The organism is Streptomyces virginiae, from assembly GCF_040638905.1.
In the GTDB taxonomy this organism is placed as follows: domain Bacteria; phylum Actinomycetota; class Actinomycetes; order Streptomycetales; family Streptomycetaceae; genus Streptomyces; species Streptomyces virginiae_B.
The window spans coordinates 101,106-119,743 of record NZ_JBEZYV010000012.1; the positions used below are offsets into that span (position 1 = coordinate 101,106).

Below are 18,638 nucleotides of genomic sequence, written 5' to 3' on the forward strand. Positions count from 1 at the left end.
GGCCCCTGGGCACGACGAGGCCGCGACGCAGTACATCCCGCCCGTCCCGGCAACCCCTGGGCACGACGAGGCCGCGACGCAGTACATCCCGCCCGTCCCCGCGGGCCCGGCCCCCGCCGCCTCCGGCGTCGACGGCTTCGACGGCCTCTTCCGCGGCGACGACGACGCCGCCGGTCACACCCAGCACCTGCCGCCCGTGCAGGAGCCCGTCCTGCGCGGCCGCCCCCCGCAGCGCCCCCACCACCCGCAGCAGCACCCGCACCCGCACCCGCAGCAGTACGCCCCACCCCCGCCCCCACCGGCGGAGCCGTCCCGCAAGGTCTCGCCCGCGATCATCGGCGCCGTCGTCATCGGCCTCGCCGTCATCGGCCTCGGCGTCGGCTCGTTGCTCGGCGACGGCAAGCCCCAGAACAACGACCCCGGCGCCGTCCCCGCCGCGCCGACCGCGAGCGGCGGCTCCGCCGCGCCCGCCGGCGAGGCCCCGGTCGACCCGGCCCGCCCGCAGGCGGTCCAGCTGGACAAGCTCCTGGCGGACAGCAACGACAGCCGGGCCTCGGTGATCAAGGCCGTGGAGGACATCAAGGGCTGCTCCAACCTCGACCAGGCGTCCTCGGACCTGCGTGACGCGGCCCGCCAGCGCGAGGAAATGATCACCCGCCTGCAGGAGTTGAAGGTCGACAAGCTCCCCGACCACGCCAGGCTGTCCGCCGCCCTGACCAAGGCCTGGCAGGCCTCGGCGGACGCCGACAACAGCTACGCCGCCTGGGCGGACGACGTGGACGCAGACAAGTGCAAGGACGGCAAGGCCAAGGCCACCAAGAACGCCTCCGACGGCAACAAGTCGAGCGGCGAGGCGACCAAGGCCAAGGAGTCGGCCGCGACCATGTGGAACACGATCGCGGCCAAGTACGGACTCACCAAGCGCGACAAGTCCCAACTCTGACCCGAGAGGCCGCCCGCACCCGTCAGGCCGTGCGCGGGGCCTGCACCAGGGTCGGCGTCATGTCCAGGGGCTGCTCACCCGGCTGCGCCACGAGCCGCCCGGACTGGACGACCTGGAAGGTGACCCGGCCGTTGACGATGCGGGGGAAGCCCGCGACGGCCCTCATGTCCTGGTAGCGCCAGCTCAGGTCCGGGGTGAGGCCGCCGGTCGTCACGGGCTGGGACTCGTTCAGCGACCGCTTGATCTTGCGTGCGTCGATGCTCTCGTCCTCGTCGAAGCGCTTCACGATCTCGCCGAGCACCGTGTACGCGATCCAGGTGGTCTGCGCCCCGCTGTCGTCGGGGTCGACGGTGTCGTCGCCGAAGGCGAAGTCGGTGACGACCTTGCGCATCGGCTCCCAGAGCGGATCGGAGGCCACCGGGTACCAGCTCGTGAGGTACGCGCCCTCGAAGGGGCTCTCACGTCCGCCCGTGCGGTCCACCAGGGACTGGCTGACGCTGCCCAGCACGGAGGAGATCTGCGGCTTCTGGCGCTGCGGCTCGGTGCGGCGGAAGGCGTCGAAGAACGTCTCGGTGCGCTCGCCGAGGACCGCGGTGACACAGCCCTTGTCCTTGTCCCTGTCCTTCTCCTTGCCGTTGCCGGTGGTGTGCGCGATGGCCTCGCCGGCCTGCGGCTTGAAGTCGGCGGAGTCCTCCGCGGCCCGGATGTCGGATGCGTCGGCCATCTTGTTGGCGCGCAGTCCCGCGTTGAGCAGGACCGGCAGGGTGTCGCCCGCGAGGGTGTCGGGGCGGACCAGGGCCACCTGGGTGCAGGCGCGGCTCAGCTGGTGGCCGGCGCCGGCGATCAGGACGGGCTGGCCGCCGTTGACGGGGTAGGAGAGCGGGGACTGGAACTCCTCGGAGGAGACTCCGTAGCCGCCGATGAACGGGATGCCCTCCGCCTCCAGCGGGGCCATGAAGGCGCGTCCGTGCTGGCTGTAGGAGCCGACGACGGCGACGGCCTTCTCGGCGACGGCCTTGCGGGCGCAGTCGGCGGCGCCGCTGGGCGTGTTCTTCTCGTTGCAGGTCAGCACGCGGAGCCTGTGACCGTTGATGCCGCCCTTGGCGTTCACCCAGCGCTCGTAGGCCTTGGCCATTCCGGTCATGCCCGGCATGTTCGTGGCCTTGGTCTCTTCCGGCGCGAAGGTCATGACGGTGATCGTTCCCCCGGAGCCCCCCGAGCCCCCGGGAAGCGTCCCGCACCCGGCCACGAGGCAGGCACCCATCGCCGTGGCCACGAAAGTGCGCGAGAGGGATGCTGCACGTCGCGAGATGGTCATGTCCATGCACCATTCCGCCCCACAGATAACTGTTGAGTGAGATGGACACAACATTCGGTGACGGCGGGGTGAATTACGGGGGCGCGATCCCTTGCAGGCGCTTCAAGATCGCACCGAACGGGAACGTACGATCGAAAGCGTGACATTCGCCCAAGGTTCGAAGAACTCTTCCAAACGCGGCGGCCGCTCCTCCACCATGGGCGGCATGCCCCTGAACGACATGCCGTGGTGGCGCTGGCGCAGCAATGTGCGCTCGGCGCTGCACATGCTTTCCGATCCGGCGTTCCACGAGGACACCTGGCTGGCCGGCGACGAAGGGTACGGCGACGTCACCGACGCCGTGTACCGGCTCGTCGAGGACACGTGGCTCGACAGCTGGTCGGCGGAGAAGTACGTCGGCACGATCTTCCGCGACTCGCAGGAAGCGGCCCTCGTCGACCTCGCCGTGCTGCGCGTGCTCCGGATCCTCCACCAGGTCGGCCCCGACGCCCCGGTCTCCGTCTACCTGGAACACCACGCGTGGCCCGAGGCGGTCCGCGCCGCGCGCGAGGCGCACGTACGGCTCGCGCAGGCCGACGGGGACGATCCGGACGTACGGCCCACCTCGCTGGAAGTGTTGAAGATCCTCACCCGCGCGGTGTGAAAGGCTGTGCGGTCATGAGCGACCCGCACAACGAGGCCCAGGCCCAGCAGCAGCCCCAGTACGTCCTGACCGTGTCCTGCCCCGACAAGCAGGGCATCGTGCACGCCGTGTCGAGCTACTTGTTCATGACCGGCTGCAACATCGTGGACAGCCAGCAGTTCGGAGACCGGGAGACCGGGCTGTTCTTCATGCGGGTGCACTTCGAGGCCGAGTCTGCGGTGACGGTGGAGAAGCTGCGGGCGAGCTTCGCCGCCATCGGCGAGTCCTTCAAGATGGACTGGGAGATCCACCGCTCCGAGGAGCGCATGCGGATCATCCTGATGGTGTCCAAGTTCGGGCACTGCCTCAACGACCTGCTGTTCCGCTCGCGGATCGGGGCCCTGCCGGTCGAGATCGCGGCCGTGGTCTCCAACCACACCGACTTCGCCGAGCTGGTCGCCTCGTACGACGTGCCGTTCGTGCACATCCCGGTGACGAAGGACACCAAGGCCCAGGCCGAGGCGCAGCTGCTGGAACTCGTACGCGCCGAGAACGTCGAGCTGGTGGTGCTGGCGCGGTACATGCAGGTGCTGTCCGACAACCTCTGCAAGGAGCTGAGCGGGCGGATCATCAACATCCACCACTCGTTCCTGCCGAGTTTCAAGGGCGCGAAGCCGTACCACCAGGCGCACGCGCGCGGTGTGAAGCTGATCGGCGCCACCGCGCACTACGTGACGGCCGACCTCGACGAGGGGCCGATCATCGAGCAGGAGGTCGAGAGGGTCGGCCACGAGGTCACCCCGGACCAGCTGGTGGCGGTCGGACGCGACGTGGAGTGCCAGGCGCTCGCGCGCGCGGTGAAGTGGCACAGCGAGCACCGCGTACTGCTGAACGGCTCCCGCACGGTGGTCTTCGCCTGACGCACGGGACGTGACGCAGGGGACGTGGCGCACGGGCCTGACGCACGGCGCCTGACGCACGGGGCCTGACGCACGGCGCCTGGCGCGGGGGCGCGGACGTACGGCGCCTGGCGGGCGGGCGCCTTCACGTGCGGACCCGGCGCGCGCACTCCCGCGTCGGATCGGCCGGCCGTGGCGCGGGCCGGGCGCCGGGGGCGTCGCCCCCGGATCCCCGCGCCTCGATGGCCGGCGAAACAGGCGCACCTGCCCGTGGAGCCCTGCCTGACACCTGTGCGGGGCGGCGGGCGGCGGGGCGCCGGGGCCACGGGGGCATCGGGCGGTCGGCGGTCCGGTACTCGCGAGCTCCCCGCAGGCGTTACGCGTCCGGGGCTTCCACCCCGCAGTACCCCGCGAAGGCGGCCAGGATCTCGTCCTCGGAGATGCGGCCGTCGCCGTCGGGGTCGAGGGCCAGCGCCACCTGCTCGGCCAGCTCGGGCGCCGTGCCGAGGACGCGCAGCACCCGGGCCGCAGCCGGCGGCGTCGCGCCGAGGCCGTCCTCGTCCGCCACCGCGATCACGGCCCGCAGGAACGGACGCGCGATCTCCGCGAACCGCTGCGGGTTGTCGCGCAGCCGCTTGGCCGCCCCGGTGATGAACTCCTCGCGGGACACCCGCTGGTCCCCGTCGACGTCCGCGATCCCGGCCATTCCCTGCCAGAACGCCTCGGCGCCGCCGAAGACGGCCTGGCCCTTCTCCGACCGTGCGGCGGTACCGAATTCGGCCAGGACGGCCTTCGCGGCCGCGCTGAAGTCCTCCCGGTCGATGAAGCCGGACCCGTCCTGGTCGAAGGTGGCGAATCGGGCGGCGATCTTGCGCTCGTATTCTGAGCTGTCCATATGCGGCGTTCCACCTTCACGTGTGCGTGGGGTTCAGATCAAGACAAGGCAGGAGCGTAAGGCCTAGTTGGCCTGCACGTTAAGCGAAGCGGTCAAGCAGGCGGCCGCATCGAACCCGCGCACGGGGAGCGCGGCGGGGCGCGTACGCGTGTACCTATGTGCCCTCGACCGCACCACCGTTCACGCCCTGCAACGCCCCTATCACGCAGGGCCCACTTCCGAGGGGAGCTTCGCCCAAAACAGGCGCGATCCGCCAGGTGCCCACTACATTCGATGCGTCGACACACGGCTGGGGGCACTTATGCCGAAGGACGTACCACCGCGCTGGGACCGCCGCATGCAGCAGCGCCTGGCTCGCGGCGAGGCCGCCGCGCTCGGCGAGCTCTACGACCGCTTCGCCTCGCTCGTGCACAGCCTGGCGCACCGCGTGCTGGGCGACGAGAAGGCGGCGGACCGGATCACCCGCGAGGTCTTCGGCTACATCTGGGAGAACCCGGACGCCTACGACCCCAAGCAGGGCTCCATGCGCTCCTGGGTCGCCAGGATCACCCAGGGCCAGGCGGTGGCCCGGCTGCGCCAGGCCGAACTGGGCCGGGGCTCCCGCGAGGAGCTGGAACAGAAGGTGCGCAGCGCCAACGCCGCCGCCCGCGCGGACTACATCGTGACCTCCATGCCCGCGCCGCTGCGCGCCGCGCTGGAACTCGCGTACTTCAAGCGCCGCGACTACCGGCAGGCCGCCGCCGACCTCCAGATCAGCGAGGACGAGGCGCGCCGCAGGCTGCGGCTCGGGCTCCAGCTGCTGTCGACCGCCAACGCCCTCCCGCAGGAGGACGCCGCCCAGTCCGGTTACGGCCCGCGCGAATACGGAACACCCCGATGAACGGCCCCGCCCAGTCGCCCGACGACGGATACGAGCGTCCCGGCGGCCAGGCACGGATACCGGGCCCGCGCGGGCCCGCCGACGACCTCGACCCGCAACACGCGCCGCGGCCGCTGCCGTTGTCGTTGTCGCTGCCGGAAGCGCCGCCGTCCCCGCCGCCCTCGCACGCCGTGCTCAAGTCCCTGCTCGGCGCGTGGGCGCTGGCCGCCTGCTCGGCCGAGGAGACCCGCGCGGTGGAGGACCACCTCACCGAGTGCGCGCCCTGCGCGGAGGAGGCGCTCCGGCTGCGCGACGCGGTCGGACTGCTGCACCCGGAGGAGACCCTCGACCTCAAACCGCTGCTGCGCTCGCGCGTGCTGGAGGACTGCCTCGGCAAGCGGCCGGCCCGCATTCCGATACCGGCCTGGGCGAGCCCGTACGACACCGAGACCGCGCGGCTCGACGCCCTGCTCCAGGACTTCGGCGACTCCGAGTGGCACACCCCGGTACGCCTGAAGTGGTTCGAGGAGGAACGGCGCCGGTCACAGCGGACCACGGTGGCCGGCGTGATCGGTCACCTCCTGACGGTCGACGGGCTGATCGCCACCGCGCTCGGGCTGGACGACCCGCTGGGGTCGGACGCGCCGCCGGGCGGCCCGACCGTACGGACCGAGTACTTCTGGGGCGCGTCGTCGTATCCGGCGACCCGCCTGGTGCGCGAGCCGTGGCGGGAACAGGGCCACACGCTGGTCCGTACGGTGTCCTTCGCGGGCCGCGGCGTCGCCGAACTCGCCGTGGACTACGGCGGCTTCGCACTGCCGCTCGGTGACGCCTTCCTGGAGCGGGCCTTCGAGTGCTGGGTGCACGCGTGGGACATCGCGGACGCGGTGGACTACCCGTACGAGCCGCCGTCCGGGCCGCACCTGCACCGGATGATCGACCTGGCGGCCCGGCTGCTGCCGGGCGCGCTCGCGCAGCGGCGACGCGCGGGCCTGGCCGCCCCGGCGCGTGGCCTGGTCGCCGCGGGAGCGCCGGGGCGGACCCTGCACCTGGAGATCGAGGGCGCGGGTGGTGGCGGCTGGGACATCGCGCTGGACTCGCCGGGGGCGAAGCCGTCGGTGGAACGCACGGTGGCGGAGATCGCCCTGGACGGCATCGAGTTCTGTCAGCTGGCGGCCGGCCACATCTCGCCGGAGGACGCGGCGGTCGGCCAGCACGGCGACCGCGAGGCGATCCGCGACGTCCTGTTCGCGGCGGCCTCCCTGAGCCGGCTGTAGGGGGCGGGGGCGGGGCGGGGCTACGGCCGGTACGGGCATCTCCGCACGCGGCGCCTCCACCCACGCGGCTCCACCGCCAGGCGGGGGTCGCGGGCCGGTGTCGGCAGGGTGAGGGGTGGCTTCGGAGGCGGGAGCCGCTCGGTCGGTAGCCGGAAAGAGGTGGGGGCTTCGGGGGGCGGGAGCCGCTCGGACGGGGTCGGAAGGCGCGGGGGACCCGAGGGGCGGGAGACGCCCGGACGGAGGCGCAGAGGGGCAAGGGTGGCTCCCGACCTCCGAGGCCCCCGCGTCCTTCCCGTCGCCGCCCCGGTGGCTCCCGACCTCCCGAAGCCACCGCCCCGCCCCCGCCCCCCCGCCCCCTACGCGTAGCGCTCGCGCAGTTTGTATTTCAGGACCTTGCGCAGGGCCTCATTGCGGGGGAGGGGGGTCAGGAGTTCCAGTTGTTCCGGGAGTTTGTGGGTGGCCAGGCCCTCCGTGCGGAGGTAGGCGGTGAGTTGGGGGAGGGTGAGGGGGGCGGCACCCTCGGGTTGTTCGATCACCGCGCAGACGCGTTCGCCGCGGGTCTGGTCCGGGAGGCCGATGACCGCTGCGTCCGCGACGCCCGGGAGGCGGTGGAGGAGGTCCTCGATCTCCTTGGCGGAGATGTTCTCGCCCTTGCGGATGATGACGTCCTTGCTGCGGCCGGTGAGGACCAGGTAGCCGTCCCGGGTCAGGTGGCCGAGGTCGCCGGTGATCAGGTAGCCGTCGTGGTCGAAGACCTCGGCCGACTGGTCCGGGCTCAGGTAGCCCTGGCAGACCGCCTCGCCGCGCAGGCGTACCTCGCCGTCGGTGTCCGGAGGGAGAGGGGTGCCGTCGGGGGTGGTGATGCGGATGGACATGCCCTCCGGGGGGCGGCCCTCGGTGGTGGCGAGGTTCTCGGCGGTGTCGTCCGGGGTGCCCATGGTGATCATGGGGACTTCGGTCATGCCGTAGCCGTGGGTGAGCTGGCAGCCGAGTTCGCGGACCACCGCGTGGTAGATCTCGGGGGGTTTCGGGGCGCCGCCGCCCGCGAGGAGGCGGAGGGTGGGGATGAGGGGGACGTCGGGGGCCTTGCGCTGTTCCGTGAGGAACATGGAGTAGAAGGCGGTGGATCCGCCGGCGACGGTGACCCCGTGGCGGCGGTAGCCGTCGAGGGCGTCCGGCATCGCGAACTTCTCGAAGAGGACCGCGGGGAAGCCGTAGAGCAGCAGCATCACGGTGTAGTCCGGGCCGGCTATGTGGGCGTAGGGGAAGGCCATCGAGCCGACGTCGGACGGGGTCAGGTGCAGGGCGTGCGCGAGGCAGGAGCCGCCGGCGATGAGGGAGCGGTCGGTGTGCAGGACGCCCTTGGGGTCGGAGGTGGTGCCGGAGGTCCAGTAGATCCAGCGGACGTCGGTGCCGGAGGCGGGCGGCGGGGGCAGTACGGCCGGGTCGCCGTCGGGGAGGGAGGCGTAGGCCTCGAAGACGCCGCGGGCGCCGAGCCGCCGGGCCATTGCGCCGTGGTCGTGGCCCCGCCAGACCCCGGGTGTCGCGAAGAAGTCGGCCTTGGCCTCGCGGAGTGCGAAGCCGACCTCGCGATCGCGGTAGAAGGGGATGACCGGGGTCTGGACGGCGCCGATCCGGGCGAGGGCGACGGAGAGCAGTACGGTCTCGATGCGGGTGGGGAGCTGCCAGGCGACGACGGTGCCGGGGCGTACGCCCATGTCGTACAGGCCTGCGGCGACGCGTTCGGAGCGGTCGCGCAGTTCGCCGAAGGTGAGCGTGCGGTCGGCGGCGGGGTCTTCGGCCGCTTCGATCAGGACGGTGGTGTCCGGGGTGAGTGCGGCCCGGCGGGTGACGAGTTCCCACAGGGTGCGGGAGCGGCTCAGTTCTGTCGCGGTCGCGGTGTCCGTCATCCCAGACCTCTCTTCGGCCGTCCGCCAATAACTGACGCTTAGTCAGATCTGGCGCAGAGCGTAGAGCGCCGACGCTTGTCGGTCCAGGGGTGGCGGGGCTAGCTTGTTTCTGACGATCCATCAGATCGGCATGGGATCGGCACGGAATTGACACGGGATTCGCACCGGATTGGGGAGCCCATGGAACTGCCTCGAATCATCAGCGTCGACGACCATGTGATCGAGCCCGCGCACCTGTTCGACGTCTGGCTGCCCGCCAAGTACCGCGACCGCGGTCCCAAGGCGCTCACGGCGGGCATCGGTGAGCTCCAGTACACGGGCGGCAAGTACGTGATCTCCATGGATCCGGACGGCCCGCCGACCGACTGGTGGATCTACGAGGACCTGAAGTTCCCGTACAAGCGCAACATCGCCGCCGTCGGCTTCGACCGCGACGACATGACGCTGGAGGGGATCACCCGTGAGGAGATGCGAAAGGGATGCTGGGACCCCAAGGCGCGCCTCGCCGACATGGACCTCAACCACGTCGAGGCCTCCCTGTGCTTCCCGACCTTCCCGCGCTTTTGCGGGCAGACCTTCGCCGAGGCGCACGACAAGGAGGTCGCCCTCGCCTGCGTGCGCGCCTACAACGACTGGATGGTGGAGGAGTGGTGCGGTGACAGCGGCGGCCGGCTGATCCCGCTGTGCATCATTCCGCTGTGGGACATCGACCTGGCGGTGGCCGAGATCCGGCGCAACGCGGCCCGCGGAGTGCGCGCCGTGACCTTCTCGGAGATCCCGACCCACCTGGGGCTGCCGTCGATCCACTCCGGCTACTGGGACCCCTTCTTCGCCGTCTGCCAGGAGACGGGCACGGTGGTCAACATGCACATCGGGTCCAGCTCGCAGATGCCCGCGGCCTCCCCGGACGCGCCGCCCGCCGTGCAGGCGTCGCTCAGCTTCAACAACGCGATGGCCTCGATGATGGACTTCCTCTTCAGCGGAGTGCTCGTGAAGTTCCCGACGCTCAAGCTTGCTTACAGCGAAGGGCAGATGGGCTGGATCCCCTACGCCCTGGAGCGCGCGGACGACGTGTGGGAGGAGCACCGGGCCTGGGGCGGGGTGCGCGACCTGATTCCCGAGCCGCCGTCGACGTACTACTACCGGCAGATGTTCTGCTGCTTCTTCCGCGACAAGCACGGCATCGCCTCGCTCGACGTCGTCGGCCGCGACAACGCGACCTTCGAGACCGACTACCCGCACGTGGACTCGACCTTCCCGCACACCAAGGAGGTCGCCCTCGACCACGTGCGGGGGCTGGACGAGGAGACGGTCTACAAGCTGATGCGCGGCAACGCCATCCGCATGCTCGGCCTCGGCCTCGACATGGACAAGGACAGGGACCGGGACCGGGACCGGGACCGGGACAGGGACCGGGACCGGGACCGGGACAGGGGCCGGGACCGGGACAGGGACTGGGACCGGGGCCGGAACAAGGGCGCGGGCCGCTGATGGACCTGACGTACACCGACGAGGAGCGGGACTTCCGGGCGCGGCTGCGCGAGTGGCTCGCCAAGACCCTCCCCGAGCTGCCCGCCCGGCCGTCCCCGGACGACTGGCCGGGCCGGCGCGCCTACGACCTGGGCTGGCAGCGCAGGCTGTACGAGGCCGGGTACGCCGGCCTGCACTGGCCCGTGGACGCGGGCGGCCGCGGCGCCACCCCGACCCAGCACCTGATCTTCCTGGAGGAGACCGAGCGCGCCGGCGCGCCCTACGTCGGCGCGAATTTCGTCGGGCTGCTGCACGCCGGCCCGACCATCGCCGCCGAGGGCACGGCCGCGCAGCGGGCGCGCTGGCTGCCGCCCGTACTGCGCGGCGACGAGGTGTGGTGCCAGGGGTTCAGCGAGCCGGGCGCAGGCTCCGATCTGGCCTCCCTGCGGACGCGCGCGGTCCGCGACGGCGACGACTACGTGGTCACCGGGTCGAAGATCTGGACTTCGCACGCCGAGGTCGCCGACTGGTGCGAACTGCTCGTGCGCACCGATCCCGAGGCCCCCAAGCACCGCGGGATCTCCTGGCTGGCCATGCCGATGGACGCGCCGGGGGTGACCGTACGGCCGCTGCGCACGCTCGCCGGGTCGACGGAGTTCGCCGAGGTGTTCCTCGACGAGGTGCGGGTCCCGGTCGCCGACCGGATCGGCGCGGAGAACGACGGCTGGCGCGTCACCATGGTCACCCTGTCCTTCGAGCGGGGCACCGCCTTCGTCGGCGAGGTCGTCGCCTGCCGCCGCACCCTGGGCGAGCTGGCCCGTACGGCGAAGGCGAACGGCCGCTGGGACGACCCGGCGCTGCGGCGCCGGCTGGGCCGGCTGTACGGGGAGTTCGGCGCGCTGTGGCGGCTGACCCAGTGGAACGTGAGCGAGGCGGAGCGGTCGGCGGGCGGGGTCCCCGGCATCGGCGGCTCGGTCTTCAAGCTGGCCTACTCGCACGCCCGCCAGGAGCTGTACGACACGGCGGCGGAGGTCCTGGGGGCCGCGTCGCTGTCCCTGGAGGAGGAGTGGACCCTGGACCGGCTCTCCTCCCTCTCGTACACGATCGCGGCGGGTACCTCGCAGATCCAGCGGAACATCGTCGCCGAGCGGATCCTCGGCCTCCCGAAGGGGCGGTGAGCGGGGTGGACTTCCAGCCGACGGAGGACCAGCGGGCCCTGCGGGCGGGCGTACGGGGCCTGCTGGAGGGCCGGTACGGGCGGGAGGCGCTGCGCGCCTCGGTGGACACGGGCGTCGCCGTGGACCGCGGGTTGTGGCGGGAGCTGGGCGGGGCGGGCTTCTTCGCGCTGCGGCTGCCGGAGTGCGAGGGCGGTGTGGGGCTGGGGTTGCCGGAGGCGGTGCTCGTCTTCGAGGAGGCCGGGCGGGCCCTGGTGCCGGGGCCGCTGGTGGCGACGCACCTGGCGGCCGGGGTGGTGCCGGGGGCCGCGGCGGGAACGGCCGTGGTGACCGCCTTCGACCTGGGCGGTGACCTGGTCGCCCACCTGGGCGAGGCGGACGCGGTGCTCGGCGCGGCGGAGCTGCCGGACGGAGAGCCGGTGCGAGCGGCGGACCCGCTGACACCGCTGCACCGGGTCCCGCGGCGCGGCGACGTCGGCCCGTACGTGCCGGAGGGGGCGCTGCTGACGGCCGCGCTCCAGGTCGGGAGCGCACTGCGGACGGTGGAGCTGGCGGTGCGGTACGCGGGCGAGCGCGAGCAGTTCGGGCAGCCGATCGGGGCGTTCCAGGCGGTCAAGCACCTGTGCGCGCAGATGCTGGTGCGGGCGGAGGTGGCCCGTACGGCGGTGTACGCGGCGGCGGTGACGGGCGGGGCGGGAGAGGTGGCCGCGGCGAAGCTGCTGGCGGACGAGGCCGCCGTCCACAATGCCCGGGACTGCCTTCAGGTGCACGGCGGGATGGGCTTCACATGGGAGGCGGACGTGCACCTGCACCTGAAGCGGGCGTGGGTGCGGGCCGAGCAGTGGCGGACGGCGGCGGAGGCGGAGGAGCTGCTGGCGGCGGAGCTGCTGGACTCGGCGGGGGGCCCGCCTGCTGCAGGGTGACCCGCCCGGTGGCCCGTCCGGCGCCCGGTTGCCCGCCGTGCCGCGGTGGCCGGGCGGCTCGGTGTGACGGGTGGGGCGGGAGGGGTGCTGGTGGGGGTGCGGGATCAACGACGCGGGACGCATGTCCGATTACAGAGAGTTGATATCGCTTTGTGTCCTTCGCCCGCGGCATTACGGCCCGGAGTCAGGGGCCTACTCCGGTACGCTCCCACGAATGCGAGCGGTTGAGCGGCGTGAGCGTCGCACAGTATGCACCACGCCTACTCCTTCGCGCGGGAATATGCCCGAAGCGCTTGTTGTGGTGACTGTACGTCAACCATGCTGCTACGCAAGGGGGTCACGTTCGGTGATCCCGCCCCGTCGCGAGGCGAAGTGTCCGCCGGTTCGGATGGTGTGAGCGGTGCAGGTGCTTCAGGTTCAGCTGGAGGTAGGCGCGGATCCCGCCGAGGTCGGCCGGGCCCGCCGGTGGGCGCGGTCCCGGCTGGCGGGGTCCGGCATAGGGGACGACGAGCCGCTCGCCGAGACACTGATCCTGCTGATCTCCGAACTGGTCACGAACGCGGTCGTGCACACGGGCTGTCCGGCCGTGCTGCGCATGCTGCTCGGGGGGCCGGGGGTGCGGGTCGAGGTGGCCGACGCGAGCGACCGGGCGCCGGCCCGCCGGCAGGCCTGCGGAGAGGACACGGGCGGGCGCGGCCTGGAGCTGGTGGACGGCCTGGCCGACCGGTGGGGCTGGCAGCGCGAGGGCGCGGGCAAGCGGATCTGGTGCGAGATCGACCGCGCGCGGAAGGCGGAGTCGGACGCTGCGACGAGCGGTGCCTCGGCGAGCGGTGCCTCGGCGGACGCCTCGTGCTGCACGTCGGAAGTTCACACTCCCGTGCGGGAACCGCGCGTGTACCTCTAACGAGGTGTTGACGGTTCGTCACCTGTTGATCACCCTGGTGTGGAGCGATTCGACGCGAGGGGACGCCAAGGACACGCCTTGACGAGTGCGGGTCGCGGGGTGGCGGCTGCCGTGCCGCGCTCGGGGCGTGCATGCGCGCCGCCGCCACCCGCATCTCTGGGCGGGTGGCGGGGCGCAGGCCGGCCGTCGGTGCGCAGGTCAGCCGTCGGTGCAGATCACGTCGTAGGGGCGGCCCACCGACATGGTCAGCCGAATGGGGTCGGTGGTGCCGGAGGGGCACTCTTCCTTCGTCTTGACCAGGCCGAGGACCTTGAGTGCGCCCGAGCCGCCGCAGGGGACCTCCTTGGCCTGGGAGGTCACGCAGTCGCCCTTGACGAGCTGGCCGCCGCCGGCGCCCGCGTCGCCGGGGTGGTCGTTGGACACGTTGCGGCCGCAGACGGTGTTGGTGGGGATGCCGCTCGACTTGCCGCCGTTGTAGGAGATGCTCACCTCGATCATCACGTCGGTGCCCGGCGGGCACTGGATCGAGCCCGGCAGGATGCTGGCTTCCTTGATGTCGATGGCCTTGAAGGTGGCCCCGGCGTCGGAGCAGCCGGTCCGCTTGTACGCGTCGGCGCCCTTGGACGGGTCGGGGCCGCCGCAGTCGCCGACCTTCCACGCGCTGGAGGTGTCGGAGGAGGACTCGGGGGACCCGGGGTCCTTCGCCGTGGGCTTGGCGGAGGGCGAAGCGGTGGCGGAGGTGGACGTGGACGACTTGCCGTCGTCGGCGCCCAGCACCTTGGAGGCGCCGTAGGCGCCGCCGACGACCAGGGCCAGGACCAGGAAGGGGACGAACTTGTTGCTCCCGCGCCGCTGCGGGGCTCCCGGGGTGAAGGGCGGCGGCTGCGGGGGCGGGGACGCCTGGTACGGGTTGGTCATGCGCTTCTCCAGTGCTGAGGGTGGTGAGGAGCGGGGGGTGACGCGAGAACGGTGACGCGTCATGGACACAACATGGTTCCACCCGGCGTGGCGCCCGGGCCCCCGGGGTGGTCCCACCCCTCGCCACCTGCGCGGACGGGTCTCAGAGGATGGCCACCGGGGCCACTGGGGTGCCGGTGCCGCCCACGAAGGGCTCGGGCATGGCGGAGAGGAAGAAGGCGTAACGGTTCTCTTCTGCACAGGCTGTGGACAGTTTTTCGAGGTCCCAGTTCTGGCCCTGGTGCATGCCCATCTCCACGAGGTCGAGGGCGTGGACCGGCAGCCACAGGTTCTCGATCTCCGGCGGGAAGATCTCGAAGGTCAGGGTGTCGTTGGCGACGGCCGCCACGTCCCGCGCGTGGAACCACTCCGGCGTACGGACGGACAGCCCGGGGGACGGGAAGCCGTATCCGTGCTTGTCGCCCGCGAGGTAGACCTGGAACTGGCCGGTGCGGACCAGGACGATGTCACCGGCGCGGACGGTGACCCGGCCGAACTCCTCGGCCTGCGCCAGGTCCGCCGGGGTCACCGCGTGGTCGCCCGGCAGGCGGTCCAGGCCCTTCGCGCGGGCCACGTCGAGGAGCACCCCGCGCGAGACGATGGGGGTGGCCTTGTCGATGCCGCTGAACTCGGCCCGGCCGTGCGCGGTGATGGTGCCGGCGGGACGGCCATTGTAGATCCGGCCCGAGTGTGAGACGTGGGTGAGGGCGTCCCAGTGGGTGCCCGCCTGGAGGCCCATGCTGACGGCGTCGTCGCTGCACGCCACCGTGCCCGGACCGAAGAGCTCCTGGTTGATCTGCACCATCGTGTGCAGCGGGTTGATCCGGCCGGGGATCATGCCGACCTGGACGCCGTCCTCCTTGAGGGGCAGTGCCAGGGGGATGCGGCGACCGCTGCGGATCTCCGCGGCCGCACTCCGTACGACCTCGTCGGTGATCAGGTTCAGGGTGCCGATCTCGTCGTCGGCGCCCCAGCGTCCCCAGTTGTTGACGCGCTTGGCGATGTCGTGGAACTCGGCGGGCAGGGTCATCGGCGTCGACGGCTCCTCGCGTGGATGCGGATGGATGCGTATGCGTATGCGTATGCGGGTGTGGATGCGGATGTCGATGCGGCAACGGGGGCTTGTGCAGGTACATCTGACTACCCATAGAATCTAACGGTCCGTCAGAAAACGCGGGAAGGGGCCGACGTGGGGAACTTCTTGGCAGGCAAGGCCGTCGCCGTCACCGGCGCCGGCCGGGGCATCGGACGGGCCGTGGCACTCGCCGCGGCCGCCGAGGGCGCCAAGGTCGTCGTCAACGACTACGGCGTCGGCATCGAGGGCGGAGAGCCCACGAGCGAGATCGCCGACGGCGTCGTGAAGGAGATCCAGGCCGCCGGAGGGGAGGCAGTCGCCGTCGCCGACGACATCTCCACCATGGCGGGCGGCCAGCGCATCGTCGACACCGCGCTCGCCCGGTACGGCCGCATCGACGGCGTCGTCTGCGTGGCCGGCATCCTGCGCGAGCGGATGCTGTTCAACATGTCCGAGGAGGAGTGGGACCCGGTGGTCGCCACCCACCTCAAGGGCACCTTCACCGTCTTCCGCGCCGCCTCCGCCGTCATGCGCCGCCAGGGATCGGGCACCCTGATCGGCTTCACCAGCGGCAACCACCAGGGCTCGGTCGCCCAGGCCAACTACAGCGCCGCCAAGGGCGGGATCATCTCGCTCGTCCGCTCCGCCGCACTCGGCCTGGCCAAGTACGGAGTCACCGCCAACGCCGTCGCACCCGTCGCACGCACCCGCATGTCCGCGGGCGTCCCCATGGAGCTCAAGGAGATCGGCGAGCCCGAGGACGTCGCGGCGCTCGTCACCTACCTCCTCTCCGACAAGGCCGTGGCCGCCGGCGGCGAGCGGATCACCGGGCAGGTCTACACGATCGCCGGCCCGAAGATCGCCGTGTGGGCGCAGCCGCGCGAGCTGCGCGCCGGATACGCCGAGGGCTCCTGGACCCCGGAGAAGATCGCCGACTTCCTGCCCGGGACGGTCGGCACCGACCCGATGCCGATGCTGGCGCAGCTGGAGGCCATGGCCAAGGCGGCGGCCGCCAAGGACCGCCCCAACGCCTGACGGGGGGAGCGGCGTGGACTTCAGCTTCGGGGCCGAGGACGAGGAGCTGCGCACCCGGGCCCGGGCGTGGCTGGCGGAGCGCCTCGTGGGCCCGTACGCGCAGGCCGCCGGCCTCGGCGGGCCGGGCAGCGAGCACGAGGGAGTGGAGGCCCGGCGGGCGTGGGAGCGGGAGCTGGGGCGCGGCGGCTGGATCGGACAGGGCTGGGAGGCCCCGGCCGGTGCGTACGGGCAGCGGCGGCTCTCGCTGACCGGCCAGGTGGTGTGGGCCGAGGAGTACGCGGCGCTGCGCGCGCCCGGCCGGGTCGGGCACATCGGGGAGAACCTCCTCGCGCCCACCCTCATCGCCTACGGCAGTCAGGAGCAGCAGCGCCGCTTCCTGCCCGCCATCGCGCGCGGCGAGGAGCTGTGGTGCCAGGGCTACAGCGAGCCTGGCGCCGGCTCCGACCTCGCGGGCATCCGCACGGCCGCGGTGCGCGACCCGGCCGACGGGCTCTTCCGCGTCACCGGGCAGAAGATCTGGACCTCCCTCGCCCGCGACGCCGACTGGTGCTTCGTACTGGCCCGCACCGAGCCCGGCTCGCGGCGCCACCGGGGACTGTCCTTCCTGCTCGTACGGATGGACCAGCCGGGCCGCGTGGAGATCCGGCCGATCCGGCAGATGTCGGGGACCTCGGAGTTCAACGAGGTGTTCTTCGACGGGGCGGTGGCGGCGGAAGTCGTGGGCGGGGAGGGCGACGGCTGGACCGTGGCCATCGGCCTGCTCGCCCTGGAGCGCGGGGTTTCCACGCTGGTCCAGCAGATCGGCTTCGCGGCCGAATTGGAACGGGTCCTCGCGCTGTACGCGGCTTCGACGGCGGTGTCGGGGGCGGTGTCGGGGGCGGCCCCGGGGGCCGCTCCGGGGGCGTCGGCCGACCCGGTGGTCCGCGACGGGCTCGTGCGGCAGTGGGCCGAGCTGCGCACCATGCGGTGGAACGCGCTGCGGACCCTGGGCGCGCACGGGGATCCGGGCGCGCCGAGCGTGGCCAAGCTGCTCTGGGGCGGGTGGCACCGGCGGCTCGGGGAGCTGGCGGTGGAGGTCCGGGGGGCTGCGGCCGCGGCCGGGCCGGCGGCGTGGGCGCCGGAGCTGCCGTACGAGCTCGGACTCGACGAGGAGCAGCGCCTGTTCCTGTTCACCCGCGCCGACACGATCTACGGCGGTTCGGACGAGATCCAGCGCAACATCATCGCCGAGCGCGTGCTCGGCCTGCCCAAGGAGTCCAGGTGAGAGGCGTCGTGTTCGACGGCAAGCAGGCCCGGGTGGTCGACGACCTGGAGATCCGGGATCCGGGGCCGGGGGAGGTGCTGGTCGCGATCGGGGCGGCGGGGCTGTGCCACAGCGACCTGTCGGTGATGGACGGGACGATCCCGTTCCCGCCGCCGGTGGTGCTGGGGCACGAGGGCGCGGGAGTCGTGGAGGCCGTCGGCGAGGGCGTTACGCACGTGGCGCCCGGCGATCACGTGTCGCTGTCCACGCTGGCCAACTGCGGGGCGTGCGCGGACTGCGACCGGGGCCGGCCGACGATGTGCCGCAAGGCGATCGGGATGCCGGGGCAGCCGTTCTCCCGGGGCGGCAAGCCGCTCTTCCAGTTCGCCTCGAATTCCGCCTTCGCCGAGCGGACGGTCGTCAAGGCCGTGCAGGCGGTGAAGATCCCGGCCGACATCCCCCTCACGTCGGCGGCGCTCATCGGCTGCGGGGTCCTGACCGGGGTGGGGGCGGTCCTCAACCGGGCCCGCGTCGACAACGGCGAGACGGTGGTCGTCATCGGCACCGGCGGCATCGGGCTGAACGTGCTCCAGGGCGCCCGGATCGCGGGCGCCACGACGATCGTGGCGGTCGACGCGAACCCGGCGAAGGAGGCGGTGGCCCGGCAGTTCGGGGCAACGCACTTCATCGACACCTCCGCGGTGGCCGACTCGTCGGCGGCGGTCCGCGAGATCCTGCCGACCGGTGCCGACCACGCCTTTGAGTGCGTGGGCAACGTCAAGCTGATCCGTCAGGCCGTAGACCTCCTCGACCGGCACGGCCAGGCGGTGCTGCTGGGGGTGCCGGGCTTCGAGGAGGAGGCGTCCTTCCTCGTCTCGTCCGTGTACCTCGACAAGACGATCATGGGCTGCCGGTACGGGTCCTCGCGTCCCCAGCGCGACATCGCGCTGTACGCGGAGCTCTACCGCCAGGGCAGGCTGCTGCTGGACGAGCTGGTGACGGAGGTCTACCCGGTCGAGGACTTCGCCAAGGCCGTCGACGACGCCCACCACGGGCGGGTGGCACGCGGGGTGCTCACCTTCTGACCCGTCCGACACGACGACTGCCGGTCCGCTCCCAGCGGGTGGACCGGC

16 protein-coding genes and 1 pseudogene are annotated in these 18,638 nt (G+C 72.2%); 12 read left to right on the plus strand and 5 right to left on the minus strand.

Going from position 1 to position 18,638, the window contains the following annotated elements:
• Window positions 1–943 (plus strand): annotated as a pseudogene (locus AB0F82_RS19205) (hypothetical protein); the annotation flags it as partial.
• 22 nt (window positions 944–965) lie between these two features.
• Here AB0F82_RS19205 and AB0F82_RS19210 read toward each other — a convergent pair.
• Window positions 966–2,261: an ABC transporter substrate-binding protein gene (locus tag AB0F82_RS19210; RefSeq protein WP_362629029.1), complete on the minus strand. Its 1,296-nt coding sequence runs from the start codon at window positions 2,259–2,261 to the stop codon at window positions 966–968.
• A gap of 196 nt (window positions 2,262–2,457) precedes the next feature.
• On the opposite strand from AB0F82_RS19210, the gene AB0F82_RS19215 reads away from it, so the two are divergent.
• Window positions 2,458–2,904, plus strand: coding sequence for an SCO4402 family protein (locus tag AB0F82_RS19215; RefSeq protein WP_030902465.1), 447 nt, complete (start codon window positions 2,458–2,460; stop codon window positions 2,902–2,904).
• Window positions 2,905–2,918: 14 nt separating this feature from the next.
• Window positions 2,919–3,803, plus strand: coding sequence for a formyltetrahydrofolate deformylase (purU, locus tag AB0F82_RS19220; protein ID WP_356815083.1), 885 nt, complete (start codon window positions 2,919–2,921; stop codon window positions 3,801–3,803).
• Window positions 3,804–4,158: 355 nt separating this feature from the next.
• Here the strand turns inward: purU and AB0F82_RS19225 are convergent, their stop codons facing one another.
• A complete protein-coding gene (locus AB0F82_RS19225) occupies window positions 4,159–4,677 on the minus strand; it encodes an EF-hand domain-containing protein (protein ID WP_356815082.1) in 519 nt (172 codons plus the stop codon).
• Between the two features lie 301 nt (window positions 4,678–4,978).
• Between AB0F82_RS19225 and AB0F82_RS19230 the strand changes: the two genes are divergently transcribed.
• On the plus strand, window positions 4,979–5,557 hold the full coding sequence (locus AB0F82_RS19230) for a sigma-70 family RNA polymerase sigma factor (protein ID WP_030855644.1): 579 nt from the start codon (window positions 4,979–4,981) through the stop codon (window positions 5,555–5,557).
• A complete protein-coding gene (locus AB0F82_RS19235; RefSeq protein WP_362629034.1) occupies window positions 5,554–6,813 on the plus strand; it encodes a zf-HC2 domain-containing protein in 1,260 nt (419 codons plus the stop codon). Before AB0F82_RS19230 ends, AB0F82_RS19235 begins: the two co-directional genes overlap by 4 nt.
• Window positions 6,814–7,169: 356 nt before the next feature.
• On the opposite strand, the gene AB0F82_RS19240 is transcribed toward AB0F82_RS19235, so the two are convergent.
• Window positions 7,170–8,723: a class I adenylate-forming enzyme family protein gene (locus AB0F82_RS19240; RefSeq protein ID WP_362629037.1), complete on the minus strand. Its 1,554-nt coding sequence runs from the start codon at window positions 8,721–8,723 to the stop codon at window positions 7,170–7,172.
• Window positions 8,724–8,903: 180 nt separating this feature from the next.
• Between AB0F82_RS19240 and AB0F82_RS19245 the strand changes: the two genes are divergently transcribed.
• The 4 genes from AB0F82_RS19245 (at window position 8,904) to AB0F82_RS19260 (ending at window position 13,195) form a co-directional block, all read left to right on the plus strand.
• Window positions 8,904–10,214, plus strand: a complete 1,311-nt coding sequence (locus tag AB0F82_RS19245) for an amidohydrolase family protein (protein ID WP_362629039.1) — start codon at window positions 8,904–8,906, stop codon at window positions 10,212–10,214.
• Window positions 10,214–11,371 (plus strand): acyl-CoA dehydrogenase, encoded by a 1,158-nt coding sequence (locus AB0F82_RS19250; protein ID WP_356813020.1) that lies wholly within the window; start codon window positions 10,214–10,216, stop codon window positions 11,369–11,371. The genes AB0F82_RS19245 and AB0F82_RS19250 overlap by 1 nt, the downstream gene beginning before the upstream one ends.
• A 5-nt stretch (window positions 11,372–11,376) precedes the next feature.
• Entirely contained in the window at window positions 11,377–12,291 is a 915-nt protein-coding gene (locus tag AB0F82_RS19255; RefSeq protein ID WP_362629042.1) for an acyl-CoA dehydrogenase family protein, read from the plus strand.
• 400 nt (window positions 12,292–12,691) lie between these two features.
• Complete coding sequence (locus AB0F82_RS19260; protein WP_356813018.1) at window positions 12,692–13,195, plus strand: ATP-binding protein; 504 nt, start codon at window positions 12,692–12,694, stop codon at window positions 13,193–13,195.
• A 198-nt stretch (window positions 13,196–13,393) separates the two neighbouring features.
• Here AB0F82_RS19260 and AB0F82_RS19265 read toward each other — a convergent pair whose 3' ends face one another.
• Complete coding sequence (locus AB0F82_RS19265) at window positions 13,394–14,113, minus strand: hypothetical protein (RefSeq protein WP_356813017.1); 720 nt, start codon at window positions 14,111–14,113, stop codon at window positions 13,394–13,396.
• A gap of 142 nt (window positions 14,114–14,255) precedes the next feature.
• Entirely contained in the window at window positions 14,256–15,182 is a 927-nt protein-coding gene (locus tag AB0F82_RS19270; RefSeq protein WP_362629046.1) for a cyclase family protein, read from the minus strand.
• Window positions 15,183–15,341: 159 nt separating this feature from the next.
• On the opposite strand from AB0F82_RS19270, the gene AB0F82_RS19275 reads away from it, so the two are divergent.
• Genes AB0F82_RS19275 through AB0F82_RS19285 form a run of 3 tightly spaced genes read left to right on the plus strand, consistent with a single transcriptional unit; the run spans window position 15,342 to window position 18,590 of the window.
• Entirely contained in the window at window positions 15,342–16,262 is a 921-nt protein-coding gene (locus AB0F82_RS19275; RefSeq protein ID WP_362629048.1) for an SDR family NAD(P)-dependent oxidoreductase, read from the plus strand.
• A gap of 13 nt (window positions 16,263–16,275) precedes the next feature.
• On the plus strand, window positions 16,276–17,526 hold the full coding sequence (locus AB0F82_RS19280; RefSeq protein WP_362629050.1) for an acyl-CoA dehydrogenase family protein: 1,251 nt from the start codon (window positions 16,276–16,278) through the stop codon (window positions 17,524–17,526).
• Window positions 17,523–18,590 (plus strand): Zn-dependent alcohol dehydrogenase, encoded by a 1,068-nt coding sequence (locus AB0F82_RS19285; protein ID WP_362629053.1) that lies wholly within the window; start codon window positions 17,523–17,525, stop codon window positions 18,588–18,590. The genes AB0F82_RS19280 and AB0F82_RS19285 overlap by 4 nt, the downstream gene beginning before the upstream one ends.
• Window positions 18,591–18,638: the final 48 nt, after the last annotated feature.

What these genes read in the sequence shown, in the direction of transcription:
- AB0F82_RS19235 (WP_362629034.1), top strand. Translation starts at nt 5,554, where the DNA reads ATGAACGGCCCCGCCCAGTCGCCCGACGACGGATACGAGCGTCCCGGC.
- AB0F82_RS19265 (WP_356813017.1), bottom strand. Translation starts at nt 14,113, where the DNA reads ATGACCAACCCGTACCAGGCGTCCCCGCCCCCGCAGCCGCCGCCCTTC.
- AB0F82_RS19225 (WP_356815082.1), bottom strand. Translation starts at nt 4,677, where the DNA reads ATGGACAGCTCAGAATACGAGCGCAAGATCGCCGCCCGATTCGCCACC.
- AB0F82_RS19270 (WP_362629046.1), bottom strand. Translation starts at nt 15,182, where the DNA reads ATGACCCTGCCCGCCGAGTTCCACGACATCGCCAAGCGCGTCAACAAC.
- AB0F82_RS19240 (WP_362629037.1), bottom strand. Translation starts at nt 8,723, where the DNA reads ATGACGGACACCGCGACCGCGACAGAACTGAGCCGCTCCCGCACCCTG.
- purU (WP_356815083.1), top strand. Translation starts at nt 2,919, where the DNA reads ATGAGCGACCCGCACAACGAGGCCCAGGCCCAGCAGCAGCCCCAGTAC.
- AB0F82_RS19230 (WP_030855644.1), top strand. Translation starts at nt 4,979, where the DNA reads ATGCCGAAGGACGTACCACCGCGCTGGGACCGCCGCATGCAGCAGCGC.
- AB0F82_RS19210 (WP_362629029.1), bottom strand. Translation starts at nt 2,261, where the DNA reads ATGACCATCTCGCGACGTGCAGCATCCCTCTCGCGCACTTTCGTGGCC.
- AB0F82_RS19215 (WP_030902465.1), top strand. Translation starts at nt 2,458, where the DNA reads ATGGGCGGCATGCCCCTGAACGACATGCCGTGGTGGCGCTGGCGCAGC.
- AB0F82_RS19245 (WP_362629039.1), top strand. Translation starts at nt 8,904, where the DNA reads ATGGAACTGCCTCGAATCATCAGCGTCGACGACCATGTGATCGAGCCC.
- AB0F82_RS19250 (WP_356813020.1), top strand. Translation starts at nt 10,214, where the DNA reads ATGGACCTGACGTACACCGACGAGGAGCGGGACTTCCGGGCGCGGCTG.